Origin of the sequence: Luteimonas sp. gir (assembly GCF_037198055.1) — a bacterium.
Lineage (GTDB): Bacteria > Pseudomonadota > Gammaproteobacteria > Xanthomonadales > Xanthomonadaceae > Luteimonas > Luteimonas citri_A.
The window spans coordinates 1-13,339 of the sequence record NZ_JBBAXQ010000014.1; the positions used below are offsets into that span (position 1 = coordinate 1).

Here is a 13,339-nt window from a genome sequence, read left to right on the forward strand (position 1 = left end):
GCCCAAGACCTTCGTCAATGCACGCACGCTGGTCGTGGTTTTCGTGTCCAACGATCCGCTGACCCGGCGCTACGATCTCGACCTGCTCGACGAGTTGCGCGGCGATGGCGTGGCCGCGCGCGTGATCGAGGTCACCGCCGCCGCGCCGCATGGCCCGGCGCGCGATGCGGTGCGCGTGGCCGGGCTCGAACGCGCCCACGATCTCGACCTGCTGTGGCCCTACGTCGCCGTGGCACAGCTGTTCGCCTTCCACGCCTCGCGGGCGCTGGGCGTGCGGCCCGACAGCCCGAATGCACAGGGCACGGTGAACCGGGTCGTGCAGGGCGTGCGCCTGCATTCGCTGCCGTAAATCCTCGCTCCCGCGGGCACGATGCCGCAACGCGACGCCGCCACCGGCGTCGCGCGATCAAGGGCGCCAGTTGGCGTTGCGTTCCCAGAACGCGACGCTGCGCCGATAGGCCTCCGGGTCCAGCGGTACCCCCGAACCGCCCTCTTCGACCCCAAGCGCATTGCGCATCATCGTGATCGGCGCCATCGGGATCTCCGCAGGCTCGGCCGTATACAGACAGCCGACCACGCCCCAGTCGGCATCGATCGGCGCACGCTCCTTCGCCAGTTGCTCGGCGCTGTAGAGGATCACGACCAGATACTCCGCACGCGGCGGCGTCACGCCTTCGAACCAGCGCACCAGCACCGGGAGCTCGGCGGAGCTGCGTGCCTCGTAGGCCGAGCGCAGCAGATGCCGGTTCGCTTCGGTGATCGGCGCGGTCAGGCAGCGTGTCGACGTCCAATTGCGGTGCACATGCAGCTTGCAGAACGGCGCATAGCCGTCGAGCACGGCGACCGGTGCTTGCGCGTTGAGATGCGCCTCGAATGCCTCGGGCGTCGTGTCCTGGATCGTGTTGCCGCGCGGGACGCGGGGAAACAGACGAGGGCGGGCGAAGGGCGTGAGAACGATGGACATCTGCGGGCGATCGGCATGGCGCGCCAGGGTAACCGCACGGGGCACGGAGCACGAGGCGGCCCCCAAGAGCGCCGCCTCCATGGCGCCTACAGGGCCTGCATGCGCCGGTCGAGCGCAGCCTCGTCCGGCCCTTCGTCGGGACCATGCAGTTCGTCGTTCGCGGCCGGCGGCTGGCCGTCGCCGACCGCGGCCGGCGGCACCTCGAGATACGGCAGGCGCAACACGCGGCTGGTCATGCCGCGGATGCGGTTGGTCAGCGCCACGTCCGTGTTCAGCGCCTGCCCATAGGAGGGCACGATCGTCTGGATGCGTTCGCGCCAGGGCCCGTCCATGCGCTCGGGATACGCACGCCGCAGCACGTCGAGCATGATCTTGGGCGAGGTCGATGCGCCGGGCGAGGCCCCCAGCAACGCCGCGATGCTGCCGTCGGCATCGGTGACGATCTCGGTCCCGAACTGCAGGATCGCGCCCTTCTGCGGATCGCGCTTGATCACCTGCACGCGCTGCCCCGCGGTGACCAGACGCCAATCGGCCTGCTTGGCGTCAGGGTAGTAATTCTGCAACTCGGCAAACCGATCGGCATCCGACAGCCGAGCCTGTTGAATCAGATAGCCCACCAGGTCGCGGTTCTCGGCGCCGACGCGCAGCATGCCGGTGACATTGTGGTTGTTGACCGACGAGAAGAGGTCGAACCACGAGCCATGCTTGAGGAACCGCGTGCTCTGCAATGCGAACGGGCCGAACAACAGCACCGGCTTGCCGTCGAGCTTGCGTGCGTCCAGATGCGGCACCGACATCGGCGGCGAGCCCGCTTCGGCCTTGCCGTAGGCCTTCACCTCGTGGCGGCCGGTGACCGCCGGATTGTCGGTCGCCAGGAACTGGCCACCGACCGGGAAGCCGCCATAGTCGGCGGCTTCGGGGATGCCCGAGTGCTGCAGCAGCGTCAGCGCCGCGCCACCGGCGCCGACGAACACGAACCGGGCACGGATCGACCGCGTTTGATCGTTTGCCAGGTCGTGCACGGCGACCGTCCAGTTGCCATCGTCCCCGCGCTGCAGCTTGCGCACCTCGTGGCGAAGGTGCAGCCCGAACCGCGGACTGCGCTCCAGCGCCTGCGTCAGCTGCCGGGTGATCACCCCGAAGTTGACGTCGGTGCCCAGCGGCATCCAGGTCGCGGCGATCCGCTGGGCGGGGTCCCGGCCTTCCATCATCAGCGGCGCCCAACGCGCGATCTGCGCCGGATTCTGCGAAAACTCCATGCCGTGGAACAGCGGCTCCTTGGACAGCGCCGCGTGGCGGCGGCGCAGATAGTCGATGTTGTCGTCGCCCCAGACGAAGCTCATGTGCGGGGTCGGATTGATGAAATCGGTGGGCGTCCCCAGCCGTCCGGCCTCGACCTGGTGGGACCAGAACTGGCGCGAGATCTCGAACTGTTCGGCGATGTCGACCGCACGCGCGGTCTCGATCGAGCCGTCTTCGCGCTCGGGCGTGTAGTTGAGCTCGGCGAAGCCCGAATGGCCGGTGCCGGCATTGTTCCAACCGTCCGAACTCTCCAACGCCACCCCGTCCAACCGTTCGTAGATTTCGATCCGCCAGTCCGGTTCGAGTTCCTGCAGATAGGTGGCCAGGGTGACGCTCATGATCCCGGCGCCGATCAGCACCACATCCACCGGCTCGGCATTCTCCGGTTCCGGCGGCGCGCGCTCGAACAGCGGCCAGTACAGGAATACACCGACAGCGATCGCGAGCACGACGACTATGCCGACGGCCACCTTGAAGAACTTTTTCATTTCCGACTCCTCGACCGACCAGGCATCGATGCGCCCGGCCCCGGGTCGGCGCATGCGACGTCGTGGCTGGAGCCTAGTGAGCTCCGCGTCAAGCCAGTGGGAACGCGCCCAATCCGGAATCTCTTATATCCATCGCGATAAAGAGATATGCTTCTGCCTCACCTCCGTCCCAGGTCGCGCATGATCCCGGTCAGCTTCGAGTTCTACCCGCCCAAGACCGACGAGCAACGCCAGCAGTTGCACCGGACCGCCGGGAAGCTTGCCGCGTATGCGCCCGAGTACGTGTCCTGCACCTTCGGCGCCGGCGGTTCGACCCTGAGCCACACGCCAGAGACCGTGCGCCGGCTCAAGCAGGATCACGGGCTGGAGGCGGCCCCGCATCTGTCGTGCGTCGGCGGCAGCCGCGAGGAGATCCGCGAACTGCTCAAGCTCTATCGCGCGATCGGTTGCACCCGCATCGTCGCGCTGCGCGGCGATCTGCCCTCGGGCATGGGCCAGCCCGGCGATCTGCGCCATGCCTCGGACCTGGTCGCGTTCATCCGCAGCGAGTTCGGCGACCGCTTCCGCATCGAGGTCGGCTGTTACCCCGAAGTGCATCCGCAGGCCGAGGACGCACGCCGCGATCTGGCGCACTTCAAGGCCAAGATCGATGCCGGCGCCGACGCCGCGATCACCCAGTACTTCTACAACGCCGACGCCTACTTCCACTTCGTCGACAGCGCGCGCCGTGCCGGTGTCGAGGTCCCGATCGTGCCGGGCATCATGCCGATCTCCAACTTCAGCCAGTTGCGTCGGTTCTCGGAAGCCTGCGGCGCCGAGATCCCGCGCTGGATGCAACGCAGCATGGCGGCCCACGGCGACGATGTGGCGGCGATTCGCGCACTCGGCGCCGACATCGTCACCCGCCTGTGCGAACGGCTGATCGCCGGCGGCGCACCGGCGCTGCATTTCTACACACTCAACCTCGCCAAGCCGACCCAGACCATCCTGTCCCGCCTGGCCTGAGGCCACTGTCGCGGTCACCGGCCAGGCGCTAGGCTGCGCCGATGCCCCGTCGCGCTGTCACGCTGCTGCTCCCGCTGCTCGCCGTCGCCGCCGCGACGCTGGACAAGACAGCGCATGCCCAGATCCGGCGCTGCGTCGCGCCCGACGGCGGCACCGTTTATACCGACCGGACCTGCAGCGCGGTCGGCGCAACGACCGGCCCCAAGCGCGGTGCCGGCGCGGCTGCCGTCACCGCGTACCGCAGCGGATGCCAGCGCCATCTGCGTGGTCTGATCCAGGAGTTGAGCCATGCGATCGACAGCCGCGACACCAACCGCCTCGCATCGCTTTACCACTGGCGTGGGATGAACAGCACCGGCAGCGACCGGATTCTCGACCGCCTGGACGCGATCGCGCAGCGGCCGCTGGTGGATATCGTCGCCCAGCGCCCGGCCGCCACGGCGACAAGCGCGCCTGGCGGGTTCGCCGGGTGGGCGAGCGCACGCGAGCTGCCGGCCGCCGCGCGTGTGCAACCGCCATCGTCGCTGCGCGTCACCCAGACCGGCCCCGGCGGGACCGGCGCCTCGCAGACGGTGTTCTCGCTCCACCGCCATTTCGACTGCTGGTGGATCCGGCTCTAGCGCCGCAGGCCGCAGCGCGGGCGTCGACGGCGACCGGGCACCGCGAGGAAGGCAACCTGCGCGCGGCGCGGCGCGCGCAGCTCAGTCAGGGCGGAACGACAGGGTCGCCACGACTCCGCGCACCGCGCCGGGGACCACCCGCACCTGCCAGCCATACAGATCGCACAGCCGACGTACGATCGACAGGCCGATGCCACCGCCCTGCGAGTGCTCGGCGTGCGTGCCGCGATAGCCGCGTTCGAACAGCCGGGCTGCATCCTCCGCGCTCAGACCCGGGCCACTGTCAGCGACCTCCACGGTGTGCGCACGCACGCGCACGACCACCTCGCCTTCCTGGGTGTACTTGATCGCATTGCCGACCAGGTTGCCCAGCGCAACGGTGACCGCAGCCTCGGGGGCGTCGACGACGAGCGGCTGCTCGGCCTCCAGGCGCAGTTCCAGTGGCTTGCCGACCAGTTGCGGGCGGTGCGCGTCGAACAACTGCTCGACGACGCGGCCGATGTCGGTCGCGCCATGTCCGCGCTCCTCGCGCGAGAGCAGCAGCAGCGCGCTGATCAGGTCGGTGCACTGTTGCTCGGCGCGCTGGATGCGCAGCAGCCGGGTCCGAGTCTTCTCGTCCAGGTCCGGCCGCGACAGCAGCAACTCCACCGCGCCCTTGATGACCGCCAGCGGCGTGCGCAGTTCGTGGCTGACGTCGGCATTGAACTCGCGGTCGCGCTGCACCACTTCGGTGAGCCGGAAGGCATAGTCGTCGAGCGCGCTGGCGAGCTGCCCCACCTCGTCGTCGGGAAAATGCGGCGCCAGCGCCTGCGGCCGCGAACTGTCGCCCGAGCGGCTGAGCCGCTTGGCCAGCTCCGAGACCGGGCTCATGACCCGCGCGGCCGACCACCAACCGATCAGTCCCGACAGCAACGACACCATGACCACCGAACCGAAGATGGCGCGCTGGAACTGGGTCGCGCCGCGCACAGTCTCGGTCATGTCGTAGGCCAGGAAGAACCATTCCTCCGGCGTCTTGCGCACCGCCAGCTTGTACATGAACGGCGTGCCGTCCTCGTCGACGCCGCTGAGGTTGTGGATGCCGTCGCCCAGTTCATACCAGTCGGGCTGCTCATAGCGCAGCTCCTCGAACCGGTCGCGCTTGACCACGCGCGCGCGGATCTGTTCGACCGGGGCGGCGGGATTACGCGAGGGGTCGACGTAGTAGCGCCGCGCATACTCGTCGATGTTGCGATTCATCAGGTCCTCGACCAGCGTGTTCTCCACGCGGTCGCGGGCTTCCTGGGTCAGGAACGCGAACAGCGTCGTGAGCCCGAGCCCGAGCAGCACGAACGACAGAATGATGCGGCTGCGCAGGCGCCGCCGGTAGCGGCGCTCGCGGACCCGGGCCGGACGGCCCGTCGCGACCTCAGTTGGCGGCATCGGGCACGGCGATCCGGTAGCCGATCCCGTGCCGTGTCTGGATGTAGGGCGGATCGAACGGCTTGTCGACGACCGCGCGCAGGCCATGGATATGCACGCGCAGCGAGTCGGAGTCCGGCAGTTCCTCGCCCCAGACGCGGGTCTCGAGCTCCTGGCGCGTGACCACGGCCGGCGAGGCCTCCATCAACGACTGCAGGATCTTGAGTGCGGTCGGGTTGAGTTGCAGCAGCTTGCCCTGGCGACGCACCTCGAGGGTGTCGAGGTTGTACTCGAGCTCGCCGACTTCCAGCACGCGCGTGTGCGCGCCCTTGCCGCGGCGCGACAGCGCATTGAGGCGGACCTCAACCTCCTGCAGCGCGAACGGCTTGACCAGATAGTCGTCGGCACCCGAGTCGAAGCCGGCGAGCTTGTTGTCGAGGCTGTCGCGGGCGGTGAGCATCAGCACCGGCGTCTGCTTGCGCGCGTCGTTGCGCAGCTTGCGGCAGACCTCCAGGCCGTCCATGCCCGGCAGATTGAGATCGAGCACGATCGCATCGAAATCATGGACCACCGCCAGATGCAGGCCGGTGACGCCGTCGGCGGCGAAGTCGACGGTGTGGCCGCGGTCCTCGAGGTAATCCCCGAGATTGGCGGCGATGTCCTGGTTGTCTTCGATGACAAGGATATGCATGGATGCGCCTTTTTCTTACCTTGGGTCGGTCGGTTTCATTACACCACGGGAGCGCAGTCGTTCCTGTGATGTCTCGGTCGCACGTCGGCGCTCGGCGACCGTCATGCAGTTGGTTTGCGGGAGCCGCGATCCGATCGGCGTCTCGCGACGGCAGACCAGCCGGCTGTCGGCTTTCGCACGCGTCAGGATCGTGTTCACTTGCTCTTGGTCGTTGAACAACCGCACGCGTTCGGTTTCATGCAACGCATCCACGCTCGATGTCTTCTCGATCACGCCCTGCATCCGGTCCAGCAGCGAGACCACTGTCTGCTTGTCCGAGGGCGAAATCTCTGCGTACGCCTCGCCCCCGGACAGGTCTGCCAGCACCGCGGCGCGCTGCCGTTCGAAAGCACCACTTTCGATATCGACCACGCCATCACCGGCCCAGACCGCTTGCGAGAAGACACACAACACTGCAAGACCGATACCGATCGACCGCTTCATACGCGCCACTCCCTGGTGATCCGATTGCAAGGCGCCCGTCAGGCCGCCCGCGGATCATGCCATCGAACCGGGCCACCGCCCATGCCAAGGCGCGACACACAAAAAGACCCGGACGTTGGCCGCCCGGGTCAAAGGAGTGTTGCCCCGATTGCCGTTATCCGCTGCGCCCCGGCCGAAGCCGGGGGAGAGAGCGCAAGCGCATTCCGGACGCTCAGATTAGGGGTGAGATCCGTCGAAATACGGAAAAAAAACGTTCAGGTTCCGTTGGATCCATGACGCCGCGCACGTCGCGGACGTCCAGCCCCGACCCGCGCGGCCAGATGCTCGACGATGCCCCCGGCGATATCCTGCCCCGTCACCGCCTCGATGCCCTCCAGACCGGGCGAGGCGTTGACCTCGAGCACCAGTGGTCCCCGGTCCGAACGGATCAGATCGACCCCGGCGATCCCCAGGCCCACCACTTGGGCCGCGCGCACCGCGACCGCTTGCTCTTCCTCAGTTGCGACCGCCGCACTCGCGCTGCCGCCGCGATGGAGATTGGAGCGAAAGTCCCCCGCCGGCGCCTGGCGCTGCATGGCGCCGATGACCTGGTCGCCGACCACGAAGCAGCGCAGGTCCGCGCCCTGGGCCTCGGCGATGAACTCCTGCACCAGGAAGTTGGCATACAGGCCGCGCAGGGCCTCGACCGCGCCACGCGAGGCCGATGGCTTCTCGGTCAGCATCACGCCAGCGCCCTGCATGCCCTCGTTGAGCTTGATCACATGCGGCGGCGGACCAAGCATCGCCAGCAGGTCGTCGGTGTCGTCGGGGTTGTCGCCGAACACCGTGACCGGCAGGCCGATGCCCTCGGCGGCCAGCAGTTGCTGGCAGCGCAGCTTGTCGCGCGCCCGTGCGAATGCTGCCGAAGGATTGGGCGCGAAGCTGCCCATCAACTCGAGCTGGTGGAGCACTGCGTTGCCATAGCGCGCCACCGAGGTGCCGAAACGCGGGATCACCGCATCGAAGGCCTCGATCGGACGCCCCTTGTAGCGCAATGAGAAGCCCTCGCTGCTGATGCGCATGTAGCAGCGCAGCGGGTCGAGCACGCGCACGGTGTGACCGCGCGTCCGTGCGGCCTCGACCAGCCGGCGGGTGGAGTAAAGCTTGGTGTTGCGGGACAGGATCGCGAGCTTCATCGCAGGACCGGGCAAGCACGCGGCGCCGACGGGCCGCATCGAGGATCGACGGGAACAGCTGCAACGAAAACGGCGACACCATCGTCGATGGTGCCGCCGCTGGAACTGGAGCGGGTGATGGGAACGAGAAGATGCGTCCAAGCCGCTGATTTAAAAAGCGTTCTTTGAACTCGGTTCGCGAGTTGCGACCACATTTTGGACCAGAGTGCGGCGTCTGACAAGCCACATCGTCCAGAGCCATCCAATCAACACCATCAACAGCCAAGAAGATCAGTCCGCAAATCGACCCGGCCTTCATACCTCAAGGCCAGCATTTCTCGGCTCGCTGGAGTCGCACCCCTCACACCGGAAGTGCTGATACAAGTGTTGTCGCCTCATGCGGTCGAGGTGCCTCCCTCCAAAGACAGCTGCACCGACTCGCCCTTGAGCTCCTCCGGCGATTCAAGGCCGGCAGCGCAACGTTGATGGGCTCGATTGCGATGATTGCGCTGATTAGCAACGGTTTGCGGCGGGCGGTGGCTGCAAGCTTAGCTTAGCAGCGCGCGGACTTCCTGGATCTCGGTCGCCGCGAAGCGCGATTACGCAGCTATCGCAGTTGATGCGGCGTCTTGCGTTTGGCCTGCACCCTGGCGACCACGATGTGATACTCCACTTGGGAGCCGTCAGGCACCTTGCGCTCCACGCTGATCTGCTCGCACAGGTGGGGCTGATGGCCGTTTCGGTCCGTCAGGTCGAGCACGAGCAGGAACCCGAAGCGCACGCCCGTCGTCAGATATCCTGTGGCTTGTCCGGCATATCGCGCTGCCAGGGTCGCATTACAAGGCACGTCGTCATCCTTCTTCACTTCTACGATCGTTCTCACACCACGGTATTCGATCGCGATATCGGCGCGCCCTCCGCCAATATCGCTGGCCTCGGCACGGAACGATGTTGCGTCGACCATCGCGAGGAACTTCAGAAAATCCAGTTGCAGATCATGTTCGACCGGCAAGTTGGCACCGCGCCGGAACACATACTCGCTCGACGGATCAGTGCTCCTTCCGGAGTTGGCACGGAACTCCAGGAACCGCAGGAGGAACGTGCACATGTTCTCAAGCAGCACCCTGGGCTGGCCGTGCTCGTAGTCGGAACAGCCCGACAGTTGCTCCATAAGCGCGGACCAGAGTGGCGACACCGCCTGGTTCCGGTCGACGCTCGCGTCGATCTGCGCAGCCGTCATGGCGGCCGTCGTTTCATCGAGGCCGGATTGTTTGAGGTAATCGACCAGCCGGCCTCCGGTCGATTCATCAAAAGGGCTTCGATGGAGGGCCTCTTCCAGCGATTGCTGTACGGAAGCGCGCAGCTGCACAACGCCTGCGGCGAGATCGCTCGCCGCATTCTCGACGAGCCACTGATCCAAGACTTGCAGGCAATATCGTCGTCGAGTCAGCGACTGGATGAGCGCCTGCCGTCCGAGCAACTCCATTCCGTGTGCGTCGGGCCGCGAGAACACCCTCTCGCCCGCGAAAAAAATGGCAAGCAGTTCTTCCTCGATCACCGTGGCTGCTTGCAGCCACACGCCTTTCGCAACCGTCTGACTGATCACCGCGAGCCTGGTCGCCATCGACAGCCAATGGAATCGCTCCCGTGAGGAGACGCCCAGCCACGATGTCGCGGAGTGGCGGTGCTGCGCATATGCAGCGTACGTAATGGCAGCCCGCCGGAGCTTCGTTAAATCGAATATCAGTTCGGCGTGCAGGCCCCTGACTTGAACATTGATCAGGACGGACGTGCAGATCGAGTGAAGCGCAGCATCAGAACGCTCTTCACTCTTCGCCACCGAAAGGCGAAACCAGTCCTGCGCAGCGGTGAGCGCCGAGGTTAGTTCAGCGTGCGTCCTGGCCTTCAGCCCTTCCTGCAGCCGATCCAGTCCGAGCGCGAATGCCGCTTCGTCTGCGGCAGCACCGGTACCCGTGAGCCGCATGAGAAGCGCCCGAAAGTCGTCGTCGGGATACCTTCGCAAGATGGCGCCGGAGACCTTTGCGACATGCCGCAGATACGCGCCGCTGTCGTCCGTGGCCACATCCAGAAGGTAGGCTTGTAGGCGCCTTAGCAGTACCGGATCGTCCTGTGCGACGACAAGAGCGCCGCGCAGCGCCTGCGCACGCATCCAGTCATGTTCGTATCGGGGCTCGAAACGCCCGCGGAAGGTTTCCCATGCTCGTCGTCGGAGCGCCTGCGGTATCGCGGACAGCTCGTCGAGACAATCGACCATTTCCGCGATAGACGTTGCATCGTCTTCCTGCGCCAGTAACCGCTGCATCGCCCGCTGGACGGCGTCAGCCGCGGCCCAGCCGGACAGCCAGGTGAATGCATCGACGCGTTCCAGCCCAGCATGTAGCCGATCAACCGCGTCTAACAGCGTGTCTTCGTGGGCCGATCCCGGATCCGCGATGGTCGTGCCGTCTTGGGCCAACAACCGATAAGTAGTTTCCATCGTCGCCGCCGGTCAGAAGAGGTAACCGTCGCCCCGGACCTGCAGTCTATGCGTGTCGGGCACGACATCTTCCACGGCCTTGCGCGCAATCGTGCCAATGATGATCTGGATGCCTCCGATCTCTTTCGCCGCCGCCGCTACGCTGTCGAGCATCTGCTCGAGATCCGCGCTCACAACCTCTTCCGCGCCCGGAGAGTCGATGATCAAAAGGCCCGGGTGCCGGCCATGTCCACGGCGCTTGGCTACCTGCACCGCGGCCAGCGAACTTGCGATCTTGATGCGCAGTTTTTCGCCCACCGTCAAACTAGAGAAATAAATGTCAGCACCGCCCTGACGGATCTTCAGCCTACCCCCCCCATCGAGTTGCATGCTGGTGACATTGGAGACGCCGAACTTCTTGGCGAGGGTCATCACGGACGCGGCGATTTCATCTAGAACGTCCGCTTGCATGCCGCTCATTAGTGTCTTGCTGGCATCTGTCGCGGCACGCAGGATACTGAGTTCGCCCTGCGTCTGCGCGTCGTCTCCGCCCGGAGATGTCAGCGATTCTGACACCTCGCGCAACTGCTGGAGCTTGGCCTCCAGCCGCACCACGACGAGCTCTGGATCGGCCGGCAATGCGGACAGGGACTTCTGAAGGGCCTGCGCCCTGCGAGTGGCGGCATTGAGCCGCTCGGTCGCCTCCACGGCGGCTTCGTCGGTCAGCTTGAGCTTGGTCTTGACCTCCTCCAGAGACTTCAACAGCTCTTGCACGTGGGTCTGTGCGTCCTGAATGCGCTCGCTGTCCAAGTCGTCGTCGTGGTCAGGCAGATCACTCTTGCACAAAGCGCAGGTGCCTCCATCCGTTTGTGGAGTTGCCGGCGCGGTCTTATCGAAGGCAGTCTCGCAGGATGGGCAGCAAGTCGGGCTAAGCTGACGAAACGAGTACCCTGCAGAGCGTTCTTCCTCAAGCTGCTTGAGCCTTCGCCGCGCGTTGTCATAACTGGCCCGCACGCTCGCCGCAGTCGCCGCGTCGGCCTCCAAAGCGATCTGAGCTGCTAGCGCAGCGGCCCTCACGGCATGGGTCTGCTCGTCGAGCCGCTTCAGTTCTTGTCGGATTGCGTCCCGTCCACCGTTCCCTGCCGCCCCCTTGGCTTCGGAAAGCCTGCGCTCGACGTCGGAGATCTTGGCGGCCAGCACCGCACCGAGGCCGGGATGCTTGGGCCGAACCGACAACGCCTGTTCGACCTGCTTCTGCGCGGTCAAAGCAGCACTGTACGTGGAGACCCATGGCAGTCCGACGAACAGTTGCAGCAGCCTGAGGGGAAGCCCATCGACAGCGATATCGCCGAAAAGAGCCTTCGGCTCGATGGAACTGGACAGAAACAGCGTCGAGGCGATCGACGGCCACCCATGAGGATGGCCCCCTGTGTTCTTGTTATGGGCATAGATGACCGGGAAGCCCAGCTCTTCCATCATCAGGTGCTCGGTCTGCGACTTCAGCCCGTCGCCTGCATCTCCTTCGTACAACGTGATCCACGAGCCGTCGTGGCTTCGCCTGAGCACCGCCGTGCCGTCTGCCGCATTCTCCTTTATCGCCGACTTGCGCACCTCCAGCTGATACAGGACGTCATCAATGCGATAGCTGATGTCGATTGTCTCCAGCCACCTCCACACATCGCCCTTCATCTGACCTGGGAAGTCGCCACGGATCGCAGCTTGCAGCAGATTCAGAATCGAGGATTTACCTCGCAGATTGCGCTCTGACATCACCACCCAAATGCCGGCCTCGAGGCCCGTCCACGAAAGCTCGAACGGTCCATCGCGTTCGGACTCGACTCGAACCCCCGTCAATTTGACGCTTTCGAAACGGAGACTCCGGGCACGCGGCGGTGTGGTCTGCGCGCGAATCCCATACTTCAACAGCACGCCACGAACATCCGCCTCAGGGCTGCCGCTGTCCTCGGCTATTGTCCTAATCCAACCGGACTCGGTCGGCTCAACAATCCTTTCCTTGTTCAAGCGGTCGCTCCGACGATCTTGGCAAGACGCTGTTCGACGTGCTTCTGGATCGTGGGAATCACGTCGCCCTGGATCGTGCTTCCGTACTCCGGATGCTCGTACTGCCACTCCTTGAGCGCAGAGCCGCTCTTGCCGGCAGCAACGCGCATGACCAACGTCAATCGATCCCGATACCACGCTAGGTCTGGGTGATCCTCGACGCACTTTTCAAGGAAAGAGATCGCGCGCGGGGAGACAAGGTACTCGTAGCGGCGCACCTTGCCATCGTCACCGGATAGCTGCATCGGCCTGGCAAGGCCGTAATAGCTCAGCATGGCGAGTGCGTCCTCCGCATTCTGGTAGGCGCCGTGCCGCCAGCGAACCATGCGCACCATTCGGACAGAGGGCTCATCGTTCTGGAAGATGCTCTGAACGGCCCCAAGCAACTCGTGCTCTCCGGTATCTTCATAGAGATCGAGCAGCGCATCCCCTAGGTAGTCGGGGTACCTAACGAGGAAGTCCATCGCCATCAAACGCTTCTCGGCGCGAAAGATTTTCGCGACATCCTGAGTAGGCTCGTCCGCGTCTTCGCCGCCTGCCACCAAGATGAAGAGCAATCGGAGCGCATCCCGATGGCGCGAGCTAGGCTCACGCGCCGCCGTCAACGGGAGCCCGCTCCCACACTTCAGTCCTTTTAATTGGACCACAGTATTCACGGCTCCAATCCCCCCGACAGGCGCGCCTGATAATACCG

The 13,339-nt window shown here is 65.3% G+C and carries 11 protein-coding genes and 1 pseudogene; 3 read left to right on the forward strand and 9 right to left on the reverse strand.

All coding sequences use genetic code 11. The annotated features are described in order from the left end of the window. Positions 1-349 (forward strand): annotated as a pseudogene (locus WAF18_RS15205) (sugar isomerase); the annotation flags it as partial. Positions 350-406: 57 nt separating this feature from the next. Here WAF18_RS15205 and WAF18_RS15210 read toward each other — a convergent pair. Together WAF18_RS15210 and mqo are read right to left on the reverse strand one after the other, a co-directional pair. After that, entirely contained in the window at positions 407-964 is a 558-nt protein-coding gene (locus WAF18_RS15210) for a DUF3228 family protein (protein WP_337245849.1), read from the reverse strand. A gap of 86 nt (positions 965-1,050) precedes the next feature. Continuing rightward, the gene (gene mqo / locus WAF18_RS15215; RefSeq protein ID WP_337245921.1) at positions 1,051-2,754 is read right to left on the reverse strand and encodes a malate dehydrogenase (quinone); all 1,704 of its coding nucleotides are present in this window, start codon (positions 2,752-2,754) and stop codon (positions 1,051-1,053) included. Positions 2,755-2,934: 180 nt separating this feature from the next. On the opposite strand from mqo, the gene metF reads away from it, so the two are divergent. Continuing rightward, positions 2,935-3,759, forward strand: a complete 825-nt coding sequence (metF, locus tag WAF18_RS15220) for a methylenetetrahydrofolate reductase [NAD(P)H] (protein ID WP_337245850.1) — start codon at positions 2,935-2,937, stop codon at positions 3,757-3,759. Between the two features lie 41 nt (positions 3,760-3,800). Continuing rightward, on the forward strand, positions 3,801-4,379 hold the full coding sequence (locus WAF18_RS15225) for a hypothetical protein (protein WP_337245851.1): 579 nt from the start codon (positions 3,801-3,803) through the stop codon (positions 4,377-4,379). Between the two features lie 81 nt (positions 4,380-4,460). Here WAF18_RS15225 and WAF18_RS15230 read toward each other — a convergent pair whose 3' ends face one another. From WAF18_RS15230 to WAF18_RS15260, 7 genes are all read right to left on the reverse strand, one after another. Continuing rightward, positions 4,461-5,801 (reverse strand): HAMP domain-containing sensor histidine kinase, encoded by a 1,341-nt coding sequence (locus WAF18_RS15230; RefSeq protein WP_183426701.1) that lies wholly within the window; start codon positions 5,799-5,801, stop codon positions 4,461-4,463. After that, a complete protein-coding gene (locus WAF18_RS15235) occupies positions 5,788-6,471 on the reverse strand; it encodes a response regulator transcription factor (protein ID WP_183426700.1) in 684 nt (227 codons plus the stop codon). The genes WAF18_RS15230 and WAF18_RS15235 overlap by 14 nt, the downstream gene beginning before the upstream one ends. Positions 6,472-6,486: 15 nt before the next feature. Further along, complete coding sequence (locus WAF18_RS15240) at positions 6,487-6,954, reverse strand: hypothetical protein (RefSeq protein WP_337245852.1); 468 nt, start codon at positions 6,952-6,954, stop codon at positions 6,487-6,489. Between the two features lie 254 nt (positions 6,955-7,208). Next, a complete protein-coding gene (rimK, locus tag WAF18_RS15245) occupies positions 7,209-8,129 on the reverse strand; it encodes a 30S ribosomal protein S6--L-glutamate ligase (protein ID WP_337245853.1) in 921 nt (306 codons plus the stop codon). A 586-nt stretch (positions 8,130-8,715) separates the two neighbouring features. Then, complete coding sequence (locus WAF18_RS15250) at positions 8,716-10,605, reverse strand: hypothetical protein (RefSeq protein ID WP_337245854.1); 1,890 nt, start codon at positions 10,603-10,605, stop codon at positions 8,716-8,718. A gap of 12 nt (positions 10,606-10,617) precedes the next feature. Then, positions 10,618-12,606, reverse strand: a complete 1,989-nt coding sequence (locus WAF18_RS15255; RefSeq protein ID WP_337245855.1) for a hypothetical protein — start codon at positions 12,604-12,606, stop codon at positions 10,618-10,620. Further along, on the reverse strand, positions 12,603-13,202 hold the full coding sequence (locus WAF18_RS15260) for a hypothetical protein (RefSeq protein ID WP_337245856.1): 600 nt from the start codon (positions 13,200-13,202) through the stop codon (positions 12,603-12,605). The genes WAF18_RS15255 and WAF18_RS15260 overlap by 4 nt, the downstream gene beginning before the upstream one ends. Positions 13,203-13,339 lie beyond the last annotated feature (137 nt).